The sequence below is a fragment of the Pseudomonas sp. PS02288 genome, from assembly GCF_029959715.1.
Lineage (GTDB): Bacteria > Pseudomonadota > Gammaproteobacteria > Pseudomonadales > Pseudomonadaceae > Pseudomonas_O > Pseudomonas_O kuykendallii.
Genome location: NZ_JASCPA010000009.1, coordinates 1 through 22,136 on the forward strand (window position 1 = coordinate 1; position 22,136 = coordinate 22,136).

Below are 22,136 nucleotides of genomic sequence, written 5' to 3' on the forward strand. Positions count from 1 at the left end.
CCGGGCGCCTGCGCGCGGGGGGGCGCCCCCCCCCCGGGGGGGGGGCGGCGCCCCCCACCCGGCCCCGCGACTCAGGCCAGGCCGCCGTTGGCGCGCAGGACCTGCCCGTTGATCCAGCCCGACTGCGGGCCGGCGAGGAAGGCCACCACGGCGGCGATGTCGTCCGGCTCGCCGAGGCGTTCCAGCGGCGGCATCCGGGCGAACTGCCGGACCTGTTCCTCGCTCTTGCCGTCGAGGAACAGCTCGGTGGCGACCGGCCCCGGAGCGACCGCGTTGACGCGGATGTTGCGCCCGCGCAGTTCTTTGGCGAACACCGCGGTTAAGGCTTCCACCGCGGCCTTGCTGGCGTTGTAGATGGCGTAGCCCGGCAGTTTCAGGGCCAGCGCGGTACTCGAGAAGTTGACGATGCGGCCGCCGTCGTTCATCCGCGCCGCGGCCTCGCGCAGGGTGTTGAAGGTGCCGCGCGTGTTGATCGCGAAGGTCCGCTCGAACAACGCATCGTCGTGTTCGGCCAGCGGCGCGGTCTTGAGAACGCCGGCGTTGTTCACCAGCACGTCCACGCGACCGAGGCTTGCCTCGGTTTCCTCGAACAGCCGGCGCACGTCCTCGGCGCTGGCGACGTCGGCCTTGACCGCGACGGCGCGGCCGCCATCGGCGACGATCTGCGCCACCACGAGGTCCGCCTCGCTGGCGCTGCTGGCGTAGTTCACGGCAACCGCGAAGCCGTCGGCGGCAAGGCGCCGGGCGATCTCGGCGCCGATGCCGCGGGAGGCACCGGTTACGATGGCTACGGGTGATGGGGGCTGGCGGTTCATGGGCAATCTCCTGGGGAATAGAGGGTGCTGTTTTGTGTACGACCACAGGTTCACATGCTCACTGCCGGGGATAAATACGCGGGAATTGGCGTTACCATTCAGAAATCGCCAACAATCGGGGGGCCGCTCCATGGATCAGGTCAGGGCCATGAAGGTCTTCGTGAGGGTCTTCGAGCGCAACAGCTTCACGCTGGCCGCCGAAGACCTGCAGATGCCCCGCGCCACGCTGACTCACGTGATCAACCAGCTGGAAGCGCGCCTTGGTACCCGGCTGCTGGAGCGCAGCACGCGGCGGGTCCGGCCGACGCTGGATGGCGAGGCCTATCACGAACGCTGCGTGCACCTGCTCGCACAGCTGGAGGAGGCCGAGCACGCCTTTCGTAGCGTGGCGCCCAAGGGGCGCTTGCGCGTCGATCTGAGCGGCACCCTGGCGCGGCATTTCGTGGTGCCGGCGCTGCCCGAGTTTCTCGCCCGCTACCCGGAGATCGAGCTGTCGCTGAGCGAGGCCGACCGCTTCGTCGACCTGATCGAGGAGGGCGTCGACTGCGTGCTGCGTTCCGGCACCCTGGGCGACTCCTCACTGATCGGCCGGCGGGTGGCCACTCTTGCGCAGATCACCGCCGCCAGCCCGGCCTACCTGAGTCGGTACGGCACGCCCCAGCGCCTGGAGGACCTCGCCGAACATCGCGCGGTGAACTACGTGTCGAAGTGCAGCGGACGCTTCTTCCCCTTCGAGTTCAGCGTCGGCGGAGAGGTGCGCGAGGTCGAGATCCAGGGCGCGTTGACCGTGTTCGGCGTGCAGATCTACGCTGCGTCGGCGCTCGCCGGCCTGGGCCTGGTACAGGCGCCGCGCTACCGCTTCGCCGCGCAGCTCGAACAGGGCCTGATGTGCGAGGTGCTGCCGCAGTTCCCCCCGCCACCGATGCCGGTTTCGCTGCTCTACCCGCAGAACCGCCACATGTCGCCGCGTGTGCGGGTGTTCGTCGACTGGCTGACGGGCGTGTTCCGCGAGCAGGTGCCGGGCTGAGGTGCGATCCACCGGCGGGTGCCGTTGCGGCGCCGATCAGGCTGCACAAATCTTCCAGACCATCGGTTCGCGCGGCGATAGCCTGGCACCGCGTCGCTGCCGATAATGAGCGGCGACGCGGGAGGCAGGTATGAACAACTGGGTGGAACTGCTGCAGGACGGTGACACCGGCATCGAGACCATCCGGGCGCATTTCGAAGGCCATGCCTACGATCCGCACTGGCACGACAGCTATCTGGTCGGTTTCACCGAGCAGGGCGTGCAGCAGTTCCATTGCCGTGGCGCGCGGCGTTCGAGCACGCCGGGACAGGTGTTCCTGCTCGAACCCGGCGACATCCATGACGGCCATGCGCCGACCGCGGAAGGGTTCACCTACCGCATGCTCTACCTCGACCCGCACTGGCTGGAACGCGAGTTGTGCGGGCTGTTCGAGCAGGCGCCGGAACATGCCCAGCTGAGTTTCGCCCAGGTTCTCGCCGAGGACCCGCAGCTGGCCGGCGCCACCGCCAGCGCCTTCGCCATGCTCCACGGGCGGGACATCCGCATCGCCCGCCAGGCGGCGCTGGACCTGCTGCTGGAGCGCCTGACCCGCCATCTCACCTGGCGCACGCGGATGCCGGCCTGCGACCCACGCCTGCCGCGCGCGGCGCAGCGGGCGCGCGATTATCTGCACGCGCACCTGGAGCAGGACCTGGGCATGGACCAGCTGGCGCAGATCGCCGGGGTCGATCGCTATCGCCTGACCCGCGCCTTCAAGGCCGCCTATGGCCTGCCGCCGCACGCCTACCTGATCCAGCTGCGCCTGACCCGCGCGCGCCGCCTGCTGGCGCGTGGCGAGAGCCCGGCGCTGGTCGCCGCGACGCTGGGCTTCGCCGACCAGAGCCACCTCGGGCGCTGGTTCCGCCGTGCCTACGGGCTGACGCCGGCGGACTACCGCACGCGCTGCACAAATCGTCCAGACCGCTGAATCCGCCCGCGACATGCTTGGCTGCCTTTCTTCAGGAGCTGCCCATGTCCGCGTCCTTCCTGCCCTTCGTGCTGTTCGCCCTGGTCGCCTCGATCACGCCCGGCCCGACCAACCTGCTGGTGTTGAACAACGGCGCGCGCCACGGCCTGCTCGCCAGCCTGCCGGCGGTGTTCGGCGCCTGCGCCGCCGCGGCGGCCATCGTGCTGCTGGTGGGCAGCGGGTTCGGCGACCTGCTGGCGCGCCTGCCGCAGGTGCAGCTGGCGATGAACGCGGCGGGCATCGCCTGGCTCAGCTACCTGGCCTGGAAGATCTTCCGCAGCCCGCCCCCGGACCTGGGCGCGCCGGGCGCCATGCCGGGGCGCTTCGGCCTGCTCGCCGCGGCGAGCCTGCAACTGGTCAACCCGAAGACCTGGATGATGGCCCTGGCGGTGCTCGGCGTGTTCGCCGGCCACGGCCCGGACCAGGGCCTGCGCACGCTGCAACTGGCGGCGATCTTTTTCGTCGTCTCGCTGCCCTGCCTGGCCGCCTGGGCCTGCCTGGGCGTCGGCAGCGCGCGGCTGCTGCGCTCACCCACCGCGCTGCGCCGCTTCAACCAGGCGATGGGGCTGTTGCTGCTGGTTTCCGCCTGGCTGGGCCTGCTCCTATAGGGTGCGCCATGCGCACCTACCCCTCGCTAAAGCCGAGGCCTTGGCGTTATGACTCGGTGCGCGCGGCGCACCCTACGGTCAGTGGTCTCGCGGGGCCTGCTTCCGTAGGGAGCGCCATGCGCACCTTCCCCTCGGTGAAGCCGAAGCCTTGGCACCACTCAGAAGGTCGCGAGAATCAGCCCGAGGGTTTCCATCGCCCGCTCGCTGCCGGCGTCCCACGGGTGGCCGTGGTTGAGCCGTGCGCAGTTGCCGAAGCGGCGGGTGGCGGAAAAAATCGGCCCCGGCGCCAGGCTGATGCCCTGTGCGAGCGCCAGCTGGAACAGCTGAAGCGAGTCGACCCGCTCGGGAAATTCGAACCACAGGAAGTAGCCGCCGGTGGGCCGCGTGACCCGCGTGCTGGCCGGGAAATGCCGGGCGGCGGAGGCGAGCATCGCGCCCTGCTGCATCTCCAGCGCATGGCGCAGCTTGCGCAGGTGGCGGTCGTAGCCACCGTGCTGCAGGTAATCGGCGATCGCCGCCTGGGCCGGCACCGAGGGCGAGATGGTGGTCATCAGCTTGAGCCGGCTGATCTGCTCGGCGTAGCGCCCACCGGCCACCCAGCCGACCCGGTAACCCGGCGCCAGGCTCTTGGAGAACGAGCCGCAGTGCATCACCAGTCCGTCGCGGTCGAAGCTCTTCACCGGTTTCGGCGGCTGCGTGCCGTAGTAAAGCTCGGCGTAGACGTCGTCCTCGATCAGCGGCACCTGATGGCCGTGGAGCAGTTCGTAGAGGGCACGCTTCTTGTCCTCGCTCATGCTCGCGCCGAGCGGGTTCTGCAGGCTGCTCATGAACCAGCAGGCCTTGATCGGCAGGCGTTGCAGGCTGTCGGCGAGGCTCTCCAGGTCGATGCCCTCGCGCGGGTGCACGGGAATCTCCACCGCCTTGAGCTTCAGCCGCTCGAGCACCTGCAGGGTGGCGTAGAACGCCGGCGCCTCGATGGCCACCAGGTCGCCGGGGCGGGTCACGCTCTGCAGGCAGAGGTTGAGCGCCTCCATCGCGCCGTTGGTGATTACCAGCTCGTCCATCGGCAAACGCACGCCGGCGACCATGTAGCGCAGGGCGATCTGCCGGCGCAGGTCGGGATTGCCGGCGGTCATGTCGGCGATCACCGCTTGCGGCGGCATGTCGCGCACGCTCTGCGCCATCGAGCGGGCCAGCCGCGCGAGGGGAAACAGGTAGGGGCTGGGGAAGGCCGAGCCGAAGGGCACGGTGGCCGGATTCTTCAGCGAGCCGAGCACCGAGAACACCAGTTCGCTGACGTCCACCTCGGTGGTCTGCGCCTGGCGCGGGCCACGCTCCACCGGCGATTCCGGCTCGTGCAGCGGGTGCTTGGCGTGCTCGCGGACGAAGTAGCCGGAACGCGCCCGCGCCTGAATCAGCCCGCGGTCCTCCAGCAGGTAGTAGGCCTGGAACACCGTGGACGGGCTGACCCCGTAGGTGCGGCTGGCGTGTCGCACCGAGGGGACGCGCTCGCCGGGGGCGAGCACGCCGTTGCGGATCGATTCGGCGATTTCGTCGGCGAACTTCTCGTAGCGCTTCATCGTGGACAGGGTCATCGCGGCTGGGCTGGTGCTGGACACTGTACTTCAACCTGTCGGTGCTTCGGGGATGTCGGAGCGGCGGCCTCGCGGCTGTCGCCACCGATCAGCGGTTGATCGGCGCGACGAAGGTGCTGGCGGCGCTGATCCGGGTCGTCGGTTCGTCGAGGTCCTGCACGGCGAAGGTCAGTGGCTGCGAGCTGTTCGCGGTGTCCGCGGTCAGCGCCACGCTCACCGGCAGATCGGCGATCTCCCCCGGTTGCAGGAGCACCTCGCGCTGGCCGCTGTAGTGGAAGTCGCCTTCCTCGGCCAGTTCGATGACGTAGTGGCGCGCCTGCTGGGTCTTGTTGATCAGCTTCAGGGTGTAGATGTTCTCGATCTGGCCGAGGCTGTTCTCGCGGTACAGGCCGCGGTCCTTGGTGACGTCCAGCGACACCAGCGGGCGAACCTGCAGGGCCCAGACGAAGGCGCCGATCATCGCCACCAGCAGCGCCGCGTAGCCGATCAGGCGCGGCCGCAGCAGGCGGGTCTTGCCGCCCGCCATCGCGCGTTCCGAGCTGTAGCGCACCAGGCCGCGGGCATAGCCCATCTTGTCCATCACCGAGTCGCAGGCGTCGATGCAGGCGCCACAGCTCAGGCAGTCGAGCTGCAGGCCGTCACGGATGTCGATGCCGGTGGGGCAGACCTGGACGCAGATGGTGCAGTCGATGCAGTCGCCCAGCCCGGCGCTGCGCGGGTCGACGTCCTTGCGCCGCGGACCGCGATTCTCGCCACGGGCGGCGTCGTAGGTCACCACCAGGGTGTCGGCGTCGAACATCACGCTCTGGAAGCGCGAGTAGGGGCACATGTGCAGGCACACCTGCTCGCGCAGCCAGCCGGCGTTGAGGTAGGTGGCGGCGCTGAAGCAGGCGACCCAGAAGGCGGTGGTCAGGTCCAGTTGCAAGGTGAACAGCTCGCGCACCAGGTCGCGGATCGGCGTGAAGTAGCCGACGAACGCCAGTGCGGTGGCCAGGCTGATGGCCAGCCAGAGCGCGTGTTTGGCGCCACGCCGCAGCAGCTTGGTCGCCGACCAGGGCGCGGCGTCCAGCTTGAGACGCTGGCCGCGGTCGCCCTCGGTGACCTTCTCCGCCCACATGAACACCCAGGTCCAGACGCTTTGCGGGCAGGTGTAGCCGCACCACACGCGGCCGGCGAACACGGTGATGGCGAACAGGCCGAAGGCGGCGATGATCAGGATCGCCGAGAGTAGCACCAGGTCCTGTGGCCAGAAGGTCGCGCCGAAGATGTAGAACTTGCGCCCGGAGAGGTCCCAGAGCACGGCCTGGCGGCCGCCCCAGTCGAGCCAGGCGGTGCCGAAGAACAGCAGGAACAGCGCCCCGGCGCCATAGCGGCGCAGGTTGCGGAACAGTCCGGTGAAACTGCGGGTGTGGATCGGCCCGCCGGCTTGCGCGGGGGTGAGGCGGATTGGCTGGCTCGGATCGATGCTGTCGATGATCCGGGCGGGAATACGGTCGGTCATGGTGTCGCCCCATCAGGCTTTTTATCAGGCCCGACCATGATCGGCGGCGAACTGTGCCGGTAACAGACTCAGCTAAATCTAAAAAAACCAGATCAGATGATCCGGCGCCCTGGCTGCAGGCCCCGTGGCGAAAGGCCGCAGGGTCCGCAGGGCCAGAGCGACAGTATCACCGCGAACGACACGCGCTGCCGGAGTGGGCGGCCGCGCCCGCGCTCAGAGCCCCAGGTCGGACAGGCCGGGATGCTCGTCCGGCCGGCGCCCCAGCGGCCAGCGATACAGGCGCTGTTCCTCGCGGATCGGCAGGTCGTTGATGCAGGCGAAACGCCGCGTCATCAGCCCGTCGCCGTCGAACTCCCAGTTCTCGTTGCCATAGGAGCGGAACCAGTTGCCGGAATCGTCGTGCCATTCGTAGGCGTAGCGCACGGCGATGCGGTTGCCGTCGAAGGCCCACAGCTCCTTGATCAGCCGGTAGTCCAGTTCCTTCGCCCATTTGCGCTCGAGGAAGGCTTTCGCCCCGGCGCGGTCATGGACGAACTCGGCGCGGTTGCGCCACTGGGTATCGAGGCTGTAGGCCAGCGAGACGCGTTCGGGATCGCGGCTGTTCCAGCCGTCTTCGGCGAGGCGGACCTTTTCGATGGCGCTCTCGCGGGTGAACGGCGGCAGCGGCGGGCGTTGTGTGGACATGGTCGGCTCCAGGGCGGGCGGGGGCTAGGCATTGACCACGCGGCTACGCGGCGCGATCCGTTCGGCGATGCGCTCCACCAGGTACTCGGCATCCCGGGCGACCCCGGAGAAGCGTCCCGAGCCCCAGGTGTAGAGCCACGGCAGGCCGAGGAAATACAGCCCCGGCTGGGCGCTGACGCCGCGCGTATGGACCGGATGGCCGCGACCGTTGAACACGCCGACGTCGACGTAGGCGAAGTCCGGGGCGAAGCCGATGCACCAGACGATGCAGCTGATGCCGGCTTCCGTCAGGTTCAGCGTCTCGCGCTCCGCGGGCGGTTGCCAGAGCGGCTGGTAGACCTCGCCGGGCGGCGCGTCGATGGCGTTCTCGGCGATGTACTGGTCGATGCTGGCATTGATCCGGTTGTACACCGCGTCCGCCGCGTCCAGCTTGGCCGCGAGGTCGGTGGAGAAACGCAGGGTGTCGCCGTCCAGCTCGCGCAGCACGCCGAACAGCTGCATGCCTTCGAGGGCGAAGCGGCGCAGGTCGATGTCGCGCCCGCCGTCGCGGCCGGTGACGTAGTGGTTGGTGTTGTCGCGCACGCCCTCGCGCAACGGATGGCGGTCGACGCCGATGTCGTAGTAGCCCATCTCCGCCAGCCAGTCGACCACGTCGCGGCCACGGTGGAAGCGGGCGCAGCGCGGCGCGTCGCCGACCGCCAGGAACACCTCGCGGCCGGCCAGGTGCAGGTCCTCGGCGATCTGCGCGCCGGACTGCCCGGAGCCGACCACCAGCACCTTGCCGGCCGGCAATTGCGCCGGGTTGCGATACTGCTCGGAGTGGATCTGGGTGATGCTCGGCGGCAGGCGCTCGGCCAGGCGCGGAATGATCGGCGTGTGGTAGCCACCCGAGGCGATGATCACCTCGTCGGCGCTGAACTCGCCGGCCGAGGTCTGCACGCTGTAGCCGCCCTGCGGCCGCGGGCTGACCTTCTGCACCGCGACGCCCTCGCGCACCGGTGCGTTCACCGAGGCGATGAAGCCGTCGAGGTAGGCGATGATTTCCTCGCGCTTCATGAAACCGTGCGGGTCGTCGCCCTGGTACGGGTAGCCGGGCAGCGCGCACTGCCAGTTCGGCGTGACCAGGCAGAAGGCGTCCCAGCGCTGCGTGCGCCAGGCGTGGGTCAGGCTTTTCTTCTCCAGCAGCAGGTGATCGATGCCCTGCTGCTGCAGGTAGTAGCTGGCGGAAAGACCGGCCTGGCCGCCGCCGACGATGATGACGCTGTGGTGCTGGGGTTGAGGGGCGCTTTTCATGGGGTTCTCCGAAAAAGGGTTGGTCGATGGGAGTGCCGCTGAGGCATTCGCCCGGAATGGCTTCTGTAGGGTGGATCGCGCTTCATCGATCCACCGGGCGGTGCAACGGTGGATGAAAAAGGCGTCGGCTACGCGCCCCGATCCATCCTGCGGTTGTGTTCGCTTCGAACGCTCGGGCAAGGACGTAGGGTGGATCGCGCTTCATCGATCCACCGATCGACGCGGCGGTGGATGAAAGAGCGTCGGCTAGGTGCCTCGATCCACCCTAGGGTCCTGTTCGCCCCGAGCGTGGGGCGGGCAACGTTAGGTGGGGAACGAGCCCCAGCCGCCGAGCACGCGGCCTTCGCTGTCGGTGCTCATCTCCAGCACCTGCACGGCGCCTTCGCCATGACGGTCGGCCTGGTACTTGAGCGAGGCGAGGGTGTCCATCGCCGAGCTGCAGTAGAAACCCTTCACCTCCCTGACCCGCTCGGACGCCGCGTTCAGCGCGGTTTCCAGGCGTTGCAGGAAATCCTCCAGGGCGTAGGGCACGCCGCTGTGCAGGTGTTCGTAGATCACCGTGGACGGTGAGTAACCGGGGCTTTCCTGGCCATCGGGCCAGCGCACGCGAAAGTTGACGGCGGGCATGTCAGTGCTCCTGGGCGGGGGTGTGGGTGGGGTAGCGCAGGCCGGTGAAGGGCGTCTCTGCGAGGTTCCAGAATTCGCTGCGCTCGGTGTCCTGGCGCACGACCAGGCGCGCGCTGGCGTCGATCCGGCCGATGCGCGCGCAGGTCAGGCCGTGGAAGGCGAAGGCGGCCTGGACTTCCGGGAAGGCGGCTTCATCGAGGCTGAGCAGGTAGCCGTAGCTGGGGAACGCCTGCAGCCAGCGCGGCAGGTCGCCGTCGGCAGGGCGCGGCAGGGCGTCGAGGTCCAGCTCGGCACCGCAGCCGGTGGGTTCCAGCAGCATCAGCAGGGTGCCCAGCAGGCCGGCGTTGCTGATGTCCTTGGCGGCCAGCAGCAGGCCGGCCTCGGCCAGCCGCGGGATGACTTCCAGCTGTTCGCGCAGGCGTTCGCCGGGAACGTTCTCGAAGGCTTTCCAGTAGGGCGCGTCGGCGTGCCAGCGGCCGTCGAGGTCGACCGCCATGGCCAGCACCTGGCCGGGCGCGACGTGCAGGGTCGAGAGCAGCTTCTTGGCGATGCCGGTGATCGCCACCGCCAGCGCCGCCGGGTTGCCGGCGGCCTGGCTGGTGTGGCCGCCAGCGAGGATCAGCCCGTAGGCCTCGCAGGCGGCGCGGATGCCGGCGAGCACCTGGCCGGCGGCCTCGGCGTCGTGATGCCAGTAGGCGTTGACCACCGCGCAGGCGCGCCCGCCCATGGCGGTGATGTCGCTGACGTTGGCCATCACCGCCGACCAGCCGGCGAACCAGGGCGCCGCCTCGACGAAGGCCGGCAGCATGCCCTCGATGGCGAGCAACTGGTAACGGTCGCCGACGCGGATCGCGGCGGTGTCGTCGCCGGGCAGGGCGTAGAGCGCGTCGCGGCTCGTGGCGAGCAGGGCGTCCAGCTGCCGGGCCTGGCGCTGGATGGCCAGCTTGGCGCGCATCGCGGGGGTGTCGCGCAGGGTGTCGAGCAGCGCTTCGAGCGGCGTGCTCAGCGGCAGGCGCAGGGCGTTAGTCATGGCGGCGCGCCTTCAGCGGCAGCAGCGACACCTGGCGCGGCATGAACGGGTAGCGGCCGAGGTCCGCCTGCATCAGCGCGTGCGGCTGGCCGAGCAGTTCCAGGTGTTCCAGCGTCTGCCAGTGCAGGCCGTAGAAGTACGCCTCGTTGGCCTGTTGCACGGTGGCGAGGAAGCGCGTGCAGCCCAGTTCGAGGGCACGCGACACCGCCTCGTTGACCAGTGCCGTGCCGATCAGGCCGTGGCGGCGGTAGGCGCGCTCGACGCACAGCCGGCCGCCGTACCAGAGACCGGGTTCGGGCTGGTAGATGCGCACCGCGCCGATCACCCGGTCGGCCACCGCGCAGTTGTTCGCCAGGGCGACGATGGCGATGGCCTGGAAATCGTGGGCGTCGCGGTCCTGGGCGAGCAGTTGCTGCTCTTCAGAAAACACCGCGCGACGCAGGGCGAAGTAGGCGCGGCGTTCCCAGGCCTCGCTGGCCGGCTTGACCAGCAGGTCGTCGGCGCGGAACGGGGCGAACTGGTCGTCGACAAGGGCGAAGGCGTTCATCGGCGTGCTCCTCACTCGTGTTTCTTCAGGGCCGAGCAGGCGCCGCACTTGGCGCAGCCGGCGTTGATCTTCTCGGAGTGCAGTCCGTGGCGGCGCAGGCTGGCGCCGATCCGCGGGTAGAGCCGCTGGAGCATGGCGTTGTCCGGTTTCGGGTGCTGCGCCAGCGGCGTGCCGTCGATGGGCACGAAGGGCACCACGAAGGGGTACACGCCGAGCGCGGCGAGGCGCTCGGAAATGGCGGCGATCTCGTCTTCGGAGTCGCCCAGCCCGGCGAGGATGTAGGTGCTCACCTGGCCGTGGCCGAACACCTTGAGCGCCGCCTCGAAGGCCGAGAAATAGCGGGTCAACGGCACCTCGGCCTTGCCCGGCATGATCCGCGTGCGCACCGCGTCGGTGACCGCCTCCAGGTGCATGCCGAGGGACACCACGCCGCTGTCCTTGAGGCGGGCGAACCAGGCGTCGTCGTCCGGCGGCTCGCACTGCGCCTGGATCGGCAGGTCCACCGCGGCGCTGACCGCGGCCGCCGACTCGCAAAGGATCGCCGCGCCGCGATCGGGCGTCTGCGGCGTGCCGGTGGTCATCACCATCTGCTTGACGCCGTCCAGCTCGACCGCCGCCTTCGCCACCTCGGCGAGCTGCGCCGGGCGCTTGCGGGCGATGGTCTTGCCGTTCGCCAGCGACTGGCCGATGGCGCAGAACTGGCAGGCGCTGGCCGCCTCGTTCATCCGGATGCAGTGCTGCAGCACCGTGGTGGCGAGCACGTCGCGGCTGTGCAAGGTGGCGATCTTCCAGTAGGGGATGCCGTCGGCGGTGCTGCGCGAATAGAAGTTCGGCACGCCGGGGATCTTCACTTCGCCGACCTGCAGGCCGTCGCGGAAGATCAGCGCCAGTTCGCCACTGGGCCGCGCCGAGTAGGGCGAATCCAGCGACGCCTGGTTGAGCATCGGCACCATCGCGGTGTGGTTGCCGAGGCTCAGTGCCTTGTGGTCGGAAGGCCCGGCGCCACCCTTGCGCGACAGCCCGGCGTTGCCGTCGAGCCAGCGCACGCCGTGGCATTGCAGTTCGCTGAGGAGGTCGCTGGCGATCAGGTCAGAGGCTGGCATGGTCGAACTCCTCGAGCGCGCGGGCCGGCAGCGCCGCCGGGCGTTCGTGCAGGTGCGCGGCGGGGGTGCGGTCGATCAGCAGGCTGAGCAGTTCCGGGCGGCTGTAGTGGCCGACCGAATCCATCATCCGCTTGCGCTTGTCGATCAGCGCCAGGTCGAGGTCGGCGATCACCACGCCCTCGCCGCTGCGCAGCGGTTCGCCGAGCAGGCGGCCTTCCGGAGAGACGATGGCGGTGAAGCAGCCGCCGGAGATCGGCGCCAGTTCGCAGCCGGTGTCGGCCATGATCCGTTGCTGCTGTTCCGGCTCCAGCCAGGCGGTGGCGTTGACCACGAAGCAGCCGGATTCCAGCGCGTGGTGGCGGATGGTCACCTCGATCTGCTCGGCGAAGATCTCGCCGACCAGGCAACCGGGAAACATCGCCGCGTGGATCTGTTCGCCGTCGGCCATCAGCGCATAGCGCGCCAGCGGGTTGTAGTGCTCCCAGCAGGCCAGCGAGCCGATGCGACCGGCGGCGCTGTCCACCGCGCGTAGGCCCGAGCCGTCGCCCTGTCCCCAGACCATGCGCTCGTGGTAGGTCGGGGTGATCTTGCGGCGGTGCTGGATCAGCGTGCCGTCGGCGTCGAACAGCAGCTGTGCGTTGTAGATCGTGCCGCCGTCGCGCTCGTTGACGCCGATCGACACCACCATGTTGGCCGCGCGGCAGGCCTCGCCAATGGCGAGCGTCGCGGCGGAAGGCACCTGCACCGACTCGTCGAGCAGTTTCAGGTGCTGCTTGCCCATCGCGAAGGGCGGCTGGACGAAGGAGAAATAGGGGTAGTAGGGCACCACCGTTTCCGGGAACACGGCGAACTGCACGCCTTCCCGGCCGAGGGCCTCGATCTGCCGGCAGACCTTGTCGACGGTGCCTTCGCGGCTGTAGAGCACCGGCGAAAGCTGCACGGCGGCGGCGCGGAGGGTGGGCATGGGCGGAACTCCTAATGAAGTGGCTCGAACACTGGACAGTCCGCTCTCCCATTCTTGGGGGTGGGGCGAACGCAGGTGTGTCTGAACATCCCCTCTCCCATTCATGGGGGCATGCCTGGTGGAGAGGGTTAGGGAGAGGGGCTTTTGCCTGTGACTCCGGCGCGGCCCTGGCCCTCTCCCCCGGCCCCTCTCCCGTGAACGGGAGAGGGCAGATAGTGATTACGCCGTCCAGGTGTCGATGATCAGCGCGCCCTCGCGGCGCATCAGCAGGCGCAGGTCCATCACGTCCAGCGGGTTGATCGGGCGGATGCCCTCGATCAGCGCTTTCTCGGTCTGCCCGTAGAGCGCCTGCAGGGCGAAGCGGCAGGCGTAGACCTCGCCGCCCTCGGCCATGAACGCCTTGATCTGGTTGTTCACCGCGAGATGGCCGGGGAAGGCTTCGGCGCCGAGGGTCGGGAAACCGCGCTGCACGCCGAGCTGCACGCCCGGTCCGTAGAGCAGCACCTTGGTCTCGAAGCCTTTGCGCAGCAGGCGCTTGGCCTGGAGCATGTTGACCAGGCCAATGGAGCCTTCGAAGGCGATGGTGTGAAAGGTAAGCAGGGCCTTCTCGCCCGGTTCGGCCTTGACGTCCTCGAAGACCTTTTCTTCGTAATTCACCAGGAAGTCGCCGTCCTGATACTGGGCAATGTCTACGCTTGGCATGGTCCGTTTCTCCGTTATGGGTGGCTCGACAGTGATGACTGCGGCTGCAACGGAACAGAGCGAAGCGCGTGCCAGCTTTTTTGAAATAAAAACTAATGTTTATTTATCAATAACTTGCCAATCTGATACGGTTTTCTGAGGCCTTTCTGATGCTGTCCTCGCGGTACGCAATCTCGTATAACTACGAGAATTCGTAGGCATCGACCACGAGGACTCGTAGCGATGAACGCAGCGGAACCCGATTACCTCTCCGGCTGGGCCGACATGGCCTACGCCTCGCGGCACATGGTCTTCGAGCATTGTCCGGAAGCCATCGTCCAGTTCGATCCGGTGGCCAACCGCTTCGTCGACCTCAACATCGCCGCCTGCAAGCTGTTCGGCTATCCGCGCCAGGAAATGCTCGAACTGACCGTGACCAGGCTGTTCGGCCATCAGCTCGCCGACCTGATCGTCTTCACCCAGGCGGTGATCGAGGAAGGCAAGGGCTGGAGCGACGAGCTGAGCTGCGCCTGCAAGAGTGGCGAACGCATCGAAGTGGAGGTGTCCGCCACCTGCCTCAGGCTCAAGGGCACCCAGTACCTGATCTTGGTGCTGCGCGAACGCAGCGCGCAGCGCTATTTCCTCGACCAGGCGCAGACCGAGCGGACCATGCGCGGCGGGCTGATCGAGTGGCGCAACATCCTCAACCTGTTCCAGGAAACCGAGCGCGACAACCAGTTGCTGCTCAGTGCGGTGGGCGACGGCATCTACAGCATCGACAGCGAGGGCCTGGCCACCTTCGTCAACCCGGCGGCGGCGCGCATGCTCGGCTGGGAGCCGAGCGAGATGATCGGCAAGAACATCCACCGCATCCATCACCACAGCCACGCCGACGGCAGCCACTACCCGGTGGAGGACTGCCCGATCTACAAGGCGGTGCACGACGGGCTGATCCACGAGGGCCGCCAGGAAGTCTTCTGGCGCCGCGACGGCAGCATGTTCCCGGTGGAATTCACCAGCACCCCGGTGATCGCCGACGGACGCATCGTCGGGTCGGTGGTGGTGTTCCGCGACATCACCGAGCGGCGCAGCACCGAGGCGCAGCTGCACACCGCGCTGACCGAGTTGCAGGAGCTCAAGCAGCGCCTGGAACAGCAGAACGCCTACCTCCAGGAAGAGATTCACATCGAGCACAACTACCGGGAGATCGTCGGCCAGAGCGAGCCGATCCTGAAGATCGTCAAGCAGATCGACGTGGTCGCGCCTACCGACGCCAGCGTGCTGATCCACGGCGAGTCCGGCACCGGCAAGGAGCTGATCGCGCGGGCCATCCACCAGGCCAGCCGCCGCGCGCAGAACCCGCTGATCCGGGTGAACTGCGCGGCGATTCCGGCCGAGCTGTTCGAGAGCGAGTTCTTCGGCCACGTGCGCGGTGCCTTCACCGGCGCGCTGCGCGACCGCGTCGGGCGTTTCGAGCTGGCCGACGGCGGCACGCTGTTCCTCGACGAGATCGGCGAGATTCCGCTGGAGCTGCAGAGCAAGCTGCTGCGCGTGTTGCAGGAAGGGCAGTTCGAGCGGGTCGGCGAGGAGCGCACGCGGCGCGTGGACGTGCGCATCGTCGCCGCCACCAACCGTGACCTGCGCGCCGAAGCCGAGGCCAAGCGCTTTCGCGAGGACCTGTACTTCCGCCTCAACGTGTTCCCGATTCATTCGCCGGCGTTGCGCGAGCGGCCCATGGACATTCCGCAACTGGCCGCGCACTTCCTCAAGCAGGTCGGCCAGCGCCTGAACATGCCCGGCCGGCGCCTGCGCAAGTCCGACATCGAACGGCTCCAGGCCTACGCCTGGCCGGGCAACATCCGCGAATTGCAGAACGTCATCGAGCGGGCGCTGATCACCAGCGAAGGCCTCGACCTGCGCATCGACCTGCCGACCGGCGCGGCGGCGCGCGCGGTGGTGGCGGCCGAGCCGGAAAGCCCGGCGGTACCGGCCGGCATTCTCACCGACGCCCAGCTGCGCCAGCTCGAGCGCGACAACCTGAAGGCGGCGCTGCAGGCGGCGGGCGGGCGGCTGTTCGGCAAGAATGGCGCCGCCGAGCTGCTCGGTCTCAAGCCGACCACGCTGGCCTCGCGACTGAAACGGCTGGATCTGGGTTGAAGGCCGGCGCGCTGCCGAGGGCTCAGGCCTGGGCCAGGCACACCTGGTTGCGGCCCAGCTGCTTGGCGAGGTAGAGCAGGCGGTCGCAGCGGGCTACCAGATCCTCGGGGCTCTGCACGCCCTCGTCGTGCGACAGCGCCACGCCGACGCTGATGGTCAGGCGCTCCTGGGCGTCGGGGCGATGTGGGTGGGGGATGTCCAGCTCGGCGACCTGATCGACCAGCCGTTCGGCGATGCTGCGCAGTTCCTCGGCGTCGCTCACCTGCAACAGGATGGCGAACTCCTCGCCGCCGTAGCGGAAGGTCTGCGCCTGCCCGTGGCGCAGGGTCTCGACCATGCTGCGCGCGACTTCCTGCAGGCACTGATCGCCGGCCTGGTGGCCGAAATGGTCGTTGAAAGCCTTGAAGTAGTCGATGTCGACCAGCAACAGGGCGAAGCCCCGGCCGTGCGCCTGCTGCATCGTCCAGCTTTCCGCCAGGCGCTGGTCGAAGGCGCGGCGGTTGCCGACGCAGGTGAGGGCGTCGGTGGCGGCGAGTTGTTCCAGGCACTGGTTGAGGGTGGACAGTTCCGCCTGCTGGCGACGCACCTCGACATCGGCGAGAAACGCCTGGCGCACGTTGCGCGTGCTGGTCCAGCTGATGAACAGACTCAGGCAGAGCACCGGCAGATAGACCAGGAGGAACACCAGCGCCGCACGGGAGTCGTCGGGGCTCAACTGCACGACGCTGGCCAGGATCACCGCACTGATCGCCAGCGAACAGGCCAGCGCGCCGCCGAAGGATACCCGCGCGCCCATGTTGCACAGCACGATGAAGGCGATCGAGGCATAGATGAACGTCGGGATGTCCGGCGACTGGCTGTGCTTGAGCAGTTCGAACCAGGCGGCGGTGCAGATCAGCGTGTGCAGCGGCAGCAGCAGGTCCATCAGCAGGATGCTCTGGCCGAAGCGGAAAAGCAGGTAGATGTTGCACAGGCCGATGGCGACGAGAACCACGCGCATCAGCAGTGAGAGCAGGGCGACGTCCGGGATGATGACGGCGTCGACGGCGGCGTAGGACAGATAGGCCGCGGCGGCGATCAGGTTGATCGCGATGAGGAACGAACGGCAGTGCTGGCGGACGTAGTCGTCGAAGGCAGAACGCAACTCGGCCGGAATCGCCTGCGTTGGCCGGCTGCCGGGTACGCTCTTCGGGAGTTCGAGTCCGTTCATGGGGGAATTGACGCCTGTTCCTGCCCGTTAGGTGCAGCGAAGGATTGTACGGTCGGGCCGTGCTCAGCGTCCAGATGCCGCACCGGCGCGAGGGCGCGGCCTGCACTGTCGCCTGCAACCCCTCTGAAGCATAGGGCGGGTGGATTTCAGACGTGTTGCAGGGCCGCGTCCGGCGTTCCTCCGAGCGCATACATAACATATACTTTGGGACAAATCCCAGAGCGGAAATGCCGTGACCTCAGTACCCACGAACGCCCCGGAAAAACTCGGTGAGCTGGCCTATCAGACGTTGCGCCGGATGATCCTGGAAAAGGCCCTGCGCAGCGGCGGGCCGGTAGTCGAAGGCCGCCTCATCGAAGAGTTGAACATCTCGCGCACGCCGCTGCGCGAAGCGCTGCTGCGGCTGGAAGGGGAAGGCCTGCTGGTGCGCGCCGGGGCGCGGTCCTATTCGGTGCGCTTCGTCAGCGCGCAGGAATATTTCCAGACCATGAAGGTGCGCGAGCTGCTGGAGACCGAGGCCATCGGCCTGTCCATCGGCAAGATCGACAAACGCCTGATCGAACAGCTGATCAAGAAGCTCAAGTCCCTCGGCAAGGGCCAGCAGGAGCCGGCGCACTGGCAGATCGACGACCAGGTCCACACCATGTACGCGCAGGCGTCGGGCAACCCGGTGCTGGCCAGGCTGATCGAGCAGGTGCGCACCCATAGCCGGCTGTTCGAGCTGGTCAGCCCTTTCAACCGCATCGAAGAGGACCGCGCCGAGCACCTGGCGATCCTCGAGGCCTACCTCTCCGGCGACGCCGATGCCGCCCGCGCCGCCGTGCGCACCCACCTGCAGAACCTGCGGCTGTTCGTCCTCGACCGCATCAGCGAAGGCGCTTAGTAACCGCTCCGCTGGCGGGCCTCGGCCCGCCGTCGTCCAGCTTTCTTCGTATCGCCCGCCAGGGCCACTCAGCTTGCCGGCTTGAGCAGCTCGCTGAGGGCGATGGCGAGCGTCTGGGTGGCGATGCGCAGGTCTTCCAGCGACACCCGCTCGTCCGCCCGGTGGCCGTTGGCTTCCAGCAGCGTGCGCGGGCCGGCGCCGTAGATCACCGTGGGAATGCCCGCCTCGCAGTACAGCCGCGCATCGGTGTAGAGCGGCACGCCTTCGGTGGGAATCGAGTGGCCGAGAGTCAGCTCGGAGGCCTGCTGCAGGGCTTCGGCGAGGCGCCCGGCACCGTCGATCTGGTAAAGCGGCGTGGTCACCAGGATTTCCTTCATCTCGACGCTGATGCCCGGCAGCCCGGCCACGCTGCCAGCGATCAGCGCCTTCACCTCGGCGAGCACGGCTTGCGGGGTTTCCTCAGGAATCACCCGGCGGTCCAGGCGCAGGGTGACCCGGTCGGGCACCACGTTGGTGTTGATCCCGCCCTCGATCAGGCCGACCACCAGCGTCGGGTGCTCGATACCGCGGGTTTGCGAGCGGGTCTGGCTCAGCGTGTCGCGGTAGGCGTAGAGCGCCGTGAGCACCTTGTTCGTCGCCTCCAGGGCATCGTGGCCGGTGTCCGGGCGGGCGGCATGGGCGGACTTGCCGCGCACGGTCACTTCCAGGTGCACCGCGCCGTTGTGCGCAGTGGTGATCGAGTGAGTGAAGCCGGCGCAGATGGCGAAATCGGGTTTGACGATGCCCTGCTGCAGCAGCCACGCCGGGCCGACCAGGCCGCCGGCTTCCTCGTCGTAGGTCAGGTGCAGCTCGACGCTGCCGGCCAGCGGGGCGCCGGATTCGATCAGCGCCTTCAGGGCGAAGGCGTAAGTGGCGAAGTCCGACTTCGATACCGCGGCGCCGCGCCCGTACATCATGCCGTCGCGGATCTGCGCGCCATACGGGTCGCAGCTCCAGCCATCGCCGGGCGGGACCACGTCGCCGTGGGCGTTGAGGGCGATCACCGGGCCGTCGCCGAAGCGCTGGCGGATCACCAGGTTGGTCACGCTGAGCATGCCGGCGGCGTGCACCTCGGCCTGCGGAACCGCATGCCGCTCGACGTCGAAGCCCAGCGCCTCGAGGGCTTGGGCGGTGAGTTCGGCATGCTCGGCGCAGTCGCCGGCGGGGTTGTCGGAGGGGCGTCTCACCAGGTCGGCGAGGAACTCGACCTCGGCCTGGAAGTGCTGGTCGACGCTGTGGCGCAATTGGGTGACGAGGGGACTCTGATTCACGCGGGGCTACCTGAAAGAGGGATCAGTGGCGAAGGATCTTGCCGACGAAGTCGCGCGCACGCGGCTCCTGCGGGTTGTCGAATATCTGCTGCGGCGAGCCGCTTTCCACGACCAGGCCGTCGGCCATGAACACCACCTTGGACGAGACCTCGCGGACGAAGCTCATTTCGTGGGAGACGATGAACATCGTGATGCCTTCGGAGGCGAGTTCGCGAATGGTGTCGAGCACCTCGGTGACCAGCTCCGGATCGAGCGCGGCGGTGACCTCGTCGAGCAGCAGCACCTCGGGTTTCAGCGCCAGCGCGCGGGCGATGGCGACGCGCTGCTGCTGGCCGCCGGAGAGTTCGTCCGGGTAGGCCTTGAGGCGATGCGCCAGGCCGACGCGGGTCAGCAGGCGGATGGCGTCGGCTTCCACCTGCGCCTTCGGCCAGCCCTTGATGCGGGTCGGGGTGATCATCACGTTTTCCAGCACGGTCATGTTCTGGAACAGGTTGTACTGCTGGAAGACGATGGCGATGGACGAGCGCAGTTCGCGCACCTCGGCCTTGTTGGCGTAGTTCACCGACTTGCCGTCGAGGCGCACCGTGCCCTGTTCGGGCGGCAGCAGGCCCATGAGAACCCGCAGCAGGGTGCTCTTGCCCGAGCCGGAGGGCCCAATCAGGCTGACGATCTCGCCTTTCTCGACGGACAGGTTGATATGTTCGAGTACCTTCTGCGACCCGTAGGAAGCCTTAAGGTCGACGATTTCGAGTTGCGGCAAGAGAGTTCTCCAGGCGCTTACCTAAGCGCGACAGCGGGTAAGAGATCAGGAAATACAGGACCAGAACCGTCCCGTAGACCAGCGCGGCCGAAAAGCCCTTGTTGGTGAGCACCTTGCTCGCCGAGGTCAGCTCCATCACGCCGATCTGCGAGGCCAGCGCGGTGTCCTTGATGAACATCACGAAGAAGCTGAAGGTCGGCGGCACGATGATCGGCCAAGCCTGCGGGACGATCACGTGGCGCAGGCTTTCCAGGTAGCTGAAGTTGAGCGTCTGCGCGGCTTCCCACTGGTTCTTGTGCACCGACTCCAGGCCGCTGCGGATGATCTCGCCCAGGTAGGCGGCGGCGATCAGGCAGACGCTGACCAGTGCCACGGAGAAGGTCGACAGCTCCAGTTTCGACGACTGGCTGGCGAAGAACACCAGCATCAGCGTGACCAGGAACGGAATCCGCCGGAACAGGAAGCAGTAGGTGAACGCCGCCGCGCGCAGCGGCGCGAGGGCCAGCGACTGGGTCATGCGCAGGATGGCGATGACGAAGCCGGCGACGAAACCGGCGAAGCAGCCGATCACCGAGAGCAGGAAGGTCGCCGCCAGCCCCTTGAGCAGCAGCACGACGTTGTAATAGGAAAACAGCTCGGCCAGGTGGAAGTCGGACATCAGAAGGCCTTTATCTTGGCGCGGAACAGGTAGCGCCCGGCGCTCGCCAGGACCAGCGTGGCGATCAGCGTGATGGCGATGTAGAGCACCGCGGCGATGGAGAATGCCTCCACCGACAGGTAGGTCTGCGAGCTCAGGTTGTAGGTGCGCCCGGTGAGTTCCTCGACCCCGAAGATCGAGGCCATCGAGGTGCCCAGGGTCATCACGATGAACTGGTTGGACAGGGGCGGGAACATCACCTTCAGCACGTGCGGGAGGATCACGTGGCGGATGATCTGCGGTGTCGAGAAGCCCAGCACCTCGGCGGCCTCGATCTCCATCTGGCGAACCGAGTCGAAGCCGGCGCGCTGTATCTCGCAGAGGTAGGCGCCGGCGTTGAAGGTCGCGCCGATCAGCACCGCGGTGAACGGCGAGAGCGTCACGCCGATCTCCGGCAGGGCGAAGAACAGGAAGTAGATCTGCACCAGTTGCGGGGTGTTGGTGGCGAAGATCACGTAGGCGCTGACGATCCTGCGGGCGAAGCGCGGGCCATAGCGCAGCACGGCCGCGCAGAGCAGGCCGATGAGCATGCCGAAGGCGAACGCCAGCACGGCGATCTGCAGGCTGATCCAGGCGCCGCCGAGCAGATAGGGCCACTGCTCGAGCAGGGGTTGGAAATTCAGGGTCATCGCAAGGGTTTACTCGACGGATGAGACGACGCCCGCTGCGGATGGCGGGCGTCGTCGTCTGTTTCAGGAAGCGCTACTGGGCGGCAGCGGGCGCGGCGGTCGGATCATGCAGCATCGCGCTGCCGAACCACTTCTTCCAGCTTTCGGCGATGAAGCCGGACTTGTGCAGCGTAGCGATCTCGCTGTTCAGCCGCGCGGTGAGTTCGGTGTTGCCTTTCTGCACGCCGATGCAGTCGTAGTCGACCTCGATCGGTGCATCCACCACGCGCCATTTGGTCGAGTAGTTCTTGGTGTAGCTGAGCATGAAGTCGAGCACGTCGATCAGCGCGTCGGCACGGCCCTGGGCGATGGCGCGCACGGCATCCGGGTAGTTGTCGAGGATCAGCAGCTGGGCCTTGGGAATCTTCTCCTGGATCAGCTTGACCGGCGTGGTGCCGCGCACCTGCACCAGGCGCACCGCCGGATCGTTGAGCTCTTCCCAGCTCTTGTAGGGTTTTTCCTCGGTGGTGAGGATGCCCAGCACTTCGGTGTTCACCGGGTCGGTGAAGTCGACCACCTTGAGGCGGTCGGCGTTGCGCGTCATGCCGCCCATCACCGCGTCGATCTTGTCCGAGAGGATGAAGGGCACGCGGTCGTTCGAGCCGATCGGCACCAGCTCCAGTTTCACCCCCATCGAGTCGGCGATCTTGCGTGCGACCGAGACATCGAAGCCGGAGATCTCGTTCTTCTCGTCGTACACGCCCAGCGGCGGCAGGTTCGGGTTGACCCCGACGATGAGCGTCTTCGATTGCATGATCTCGTCGAGCGAGCGGGCGCTGGCGTTCATCGAGCCGAACACTGCGCAGGCGATGAGCCCTGCAGTCAATAAATGGCTAAGGGCTTGGGGTCGCTTCATGTGCTAACTCCTTGGAGGGATCGGCTGGGCCAGGGCGGAAGAGGCGCTTCGTTCGCTGGAATCTATCGTTCGCGTATTTTGCGTATACGGAACATATACGATAGCATGGCGTAA

The 22,136-nt window shown here is 67.6% G+C and carries 22 protein-coding genes; 5 read left to right on the top strand and 17 right to left on the bottom strand.

Annotated features, from left to right (window positions below):
- Positions 1-71 precede the first annotated feature (71 nt).
- Positions 72-815, bottom strand: coding sequence for an SDR family oxidoreductase (locus tag QMX85_RS05795; protein ID WP_282339214.1), 744 nt, complete (start codon positions 813-815; stop codon positions 72-74).
- A 130-nt stretch (positions 816-945) separates the two neighbouring features.
- Between QMX85_RS05795 and QMX85_RS05800 the strand changes: the two genes are divergently transcribed.
- The 3 genes from QMX85_RS05800 (at position 946) to QMX85_RS05810 (ending at position 3,456) form a co-directional block, all read left to right on the top strand.
- Positions 946-1,842 carry a LysR family transcriptional regulator gene (locus tag QMX85_RS05800; protein ID WP_282339215.1) on the top strand — a complete coding sequence of 299 codons (897 nt, stop codon included), beginning with the start codon at positions 946-948 and terminating at the stop codon, positions 1,840-1,842.
- A gap of 130 nt (positions 1,843-1,972) precedes the next feature.
- On the top strand, positions 1,973-2,809 hold the full coding sequence (locus QMX85_RS05805) for an AraC family transcriptional regulator (RefSeq protein ID WP_282339216.1): 837 nt from the start codon (positions 1,973-1,975) through the stop codon (positions 2,807-2,809).
- A gap of 44 nt (positions 2,810-2,853) precedes the next feature.
- Positions 2,854-3,456 (top strand): LysE family translocator, encoded by a 603-nt coding sequence (locus QMX85_RS05810; RefSeq protein WP_282339217.1) that lies wholly within the window; start codon positions 2,854-2,856, stop codon positions 3,454-3,456.
- Positions 3,457-3,614: 158 nt separating this feature from the next.
- On the opposite strand, the gene mapR is transcribed toward QMX85_RS05810, so the two are convergent.
- The 10 genes from mapR to QMX85_RS05860 form a co-directional block, all read right to left on the bottom strand.
- Complete coding sequence (mapR, locus tag QMX85_RS05815; RefSeq protein WP_090225150.1) at positions 3,615-5,036, bottom strand: GntR family transcriptional regulator MpaR; 1,422 nt, start codon at positions 5,034-5,036, stop codon at positions 3,615-3,617.
- Between the two features lie 103 nt (positions 5,037-5,139).
- On the bottom strand, positions 5,140-6,552 hold the full coding sequence (gene ccoG / locus QMX85_RS05820; RefSeq protein ID WP_282339218.1) for a cytochrome c oxidase accessory protein CcoG: 1,413 nt from the start codon (positions 6,550-6,552) through the stop codon (positions 5,140-5,142).
- A 213-nt stretch (positions 6,553-6,765) separates the two neighbouring features.
- The gene (locus tag QMX85_RS05825) at positions 6,766-7,236 is read right to left on the bottom strand and encodes a nuclear transport factor 2 family protein (RefSeq protein ID WP_282339219.1); all 471 of its coding nucleotides are present in this window, start codon (positions 7,234-7,236) and stop codon (positions 6,766-6,768) included.
- Between the two features lie 24 nt (positions 7,237-7,260).
- Positions 7,261-8,529 carry an MSMEG_0569 family flavin-dependent oxidoreductase gene (locus tag QMX85_RS05830; RefSeq protein WP_282339220.1) on the bottom strand — a complete coding sequence of 423 codons (1,269 nt, stop codon included), beginning with the start codon at positions 8,527-8,529 and terminating at the stop codon, positions 7,261-7,263.
- A gap of 303 nt (positions 8,530-8,832) precedes the next feature.
- Positions 8,833-9,156 (bottom strand): MSMEG_0570 family nitrogen starvation response protein, encoded by a 324-nt coding sequence (locus QMX85_RS05835; RefSeq protein ID WP_282339221.1) that lies wholly within the window; start codon positions 9,154-9,156, stop codon positions 8,833-8,835.
- A gap of 1 nt (position 9,157) precedes the next feature.
- The gene (locus QMX85_RS05840) at positions 9,158-10,186 is read right to left on the bottom strand and encodes a sll0787 family AIR synthase-like protein (RefSeq protein ID WP_282339222.1); all 1,029 of its coding nucleotides are present in this window, start codon (positions 10,184-10,186) and stop codon (positions 9,158-9,160) included.
- The gene (locus QMX85_RS05845) at positions 10,179-10,733 is read right to left on the bottom strand and encodes an MSMEG_0567/Sll0786 family nitrogen starvation N-acetyltransferase (protein WP_282339223.1); all 555 of its coding nucleotides are present in this window, start codon (positions 10,731-10,733) and stop codon (positions 10,179-10,181) included. The genes QMX85_RS05840 and QMX85_RS05845 overlap by 8 nt, the downstream gene beginning before the upstream one ends.
- Before the next feature lie 11 nt (positions 10,734-10,744).
- The gene (locus QMX85_RS05850; protein ID WP_348775226.1) at positions 10,745-11,821 is read right to left on the bottom strand and encodes an MSMEG_0568 family radical SAM protein; all 1,077 of its coding nucleotides are present in this window, start codon (positions 11,819-11,821) and stop codon (positions 10,745-10,747) included.
- A gap of 1 nt (position 11,822) precedes the next feature.
- Entirely contained in the window at positions 11,823-12,800 is a 978-nt protein-coding gene (locus tag QMX85_RS05855; RefSeq protein ID WP_282339225.1) for a Nit6803 family nitrilase, read from the bottom strand.
- Positions 12,801-13,019: 219 nt separating this feature from the next.
- The gene (locus QMX85_RS05860) at positions 13,020-13,502 is read right to left on the bottom strand and encodes an MSMEG_0572/Sll0783 family nitrogen starvation response protein (RefSeq protein WP_090223720.1); all 483 of its coding nucleotides are present in this window, start codon (positions 13,500-13,502) and stop codon (positions 13,020-13,022) included.
- 222 nt (positions 13,503-13,724) lie between these two features.
- Here QMX85_RS05860 and QMX85_RS05865 point away from each other — a divergent pair, with 222 nt between their 5' ends.
- Positions 13,725-15,638 (top strand): sigma 54-interacting transcriptional regulator, encoded by a 1,914-nt coding sequence (locus QMX85_RS05865; protein ID WP_282339226.1) that lies wholly within the window; start codon positions 13,725-13,727, stop codon positions 15,636-15,638.
- Positions 15,639-15,660: 22 nt separating this feature from the next.
- On the opposite strand, the gene QMX85_RS05870 is transcribed toward QMX85_RS05865, so the two are convergent.
- The gene (locus QMX85_RS05870) at positions 15,661-16,848 is read right to left on the bottom strand and encodes a GGDEF domain-containing protein (RefSeq protein WP_282339227.1); all 1,188 of its coding nucleotides are present in this window, start codon (positions 16,846-16,848) and stop codon (positions 15,661-15,663) included.
- Positions 16,849-17,080: 232 nt separating this feature from the next.
- On the opposite strand from QMX85_RS05870, the gene QMX85_RS05875 reads away from it, so the two are divergent.
- Entirely contained in the window at positions 17,081-17,731 is a 651-nt protein-coding gene (locus QMX85_RS05875) for a GntR family transcriptional regulator (RefSeq protein ID WP_282339228.1), read from the top strand.
- 68 nt (positions 17,732-17,799) lie between these two features.
- Here QMX85_RS05875 and QMX85_RS05880 read toward each other — a convergent pair whose 3' ends face one another.
- From QMX85_RS05880 to QMX85_RS05900, 5 genes are all read right to left on the bottom strand, one after another.
- A complete protein-coding gene (locus QMX85_RS05880) occupies positions 17,800-19,041 on the bottom strand; it encodes an ArgE/DapE family deacylase (RefSeq protein WP_282339229.1) in 1,242 nt (413 codons plus the stop codon).
- Between the two features lie 22 nt (positions 19,042-19,063).
- On the bottom strand, positions 19,064-19,801 hold the full coding sequence (locus tag QMX85_RS05885) for an amino acid ABC transporter ATP-binding protein (RefSeq protein WP_090223711.1): 738 nt from the start codon (positions 19,799-19,801) through the stop codon (positions 19,064-19,066).
- Positions 19,773-20,459, bottom strand: a complete 687-nt coding sequence (locus tag QMX85_RS05890; RefSeq protein ID WP_282339230.1) for an amino acid ABC transporter permease — start codon at positions 20,457-20,459, stop codon at positions 19,773-19,775. The genes QMX85_RS05885 and QMX85_RS05890 overlap by 29 nt, the downstream gene beginning before the upstream one ends.
- A complete protein-coding gene (locus tag QMX85_RS05895; RefSeq protein ID WP_282339231.1) occupies positions 20,459-21,127 on the bottom strand; it encodes an amino acid ABC transporter permease in 669 nt (222 codons plus the stop codon). The genes QMX85_RS05890 and QMX85_RS05895 overlap by 1 nt, the downstream gene beginning before the upstream one ends.
- 73 nt (positions 21,128-21,200) lie before the next feature.
- Entirely contained in the window at positions 21,201-22,022 is an 822-nt protein-coding gene (locus tag QMX85_RS05900; protein ID WP_090223705.1) for a transporter substrate-binding domain-containing protein, read from the bottom strand.
- Positions 22,023-22,136: the final 114 nt, after the last annotated feature.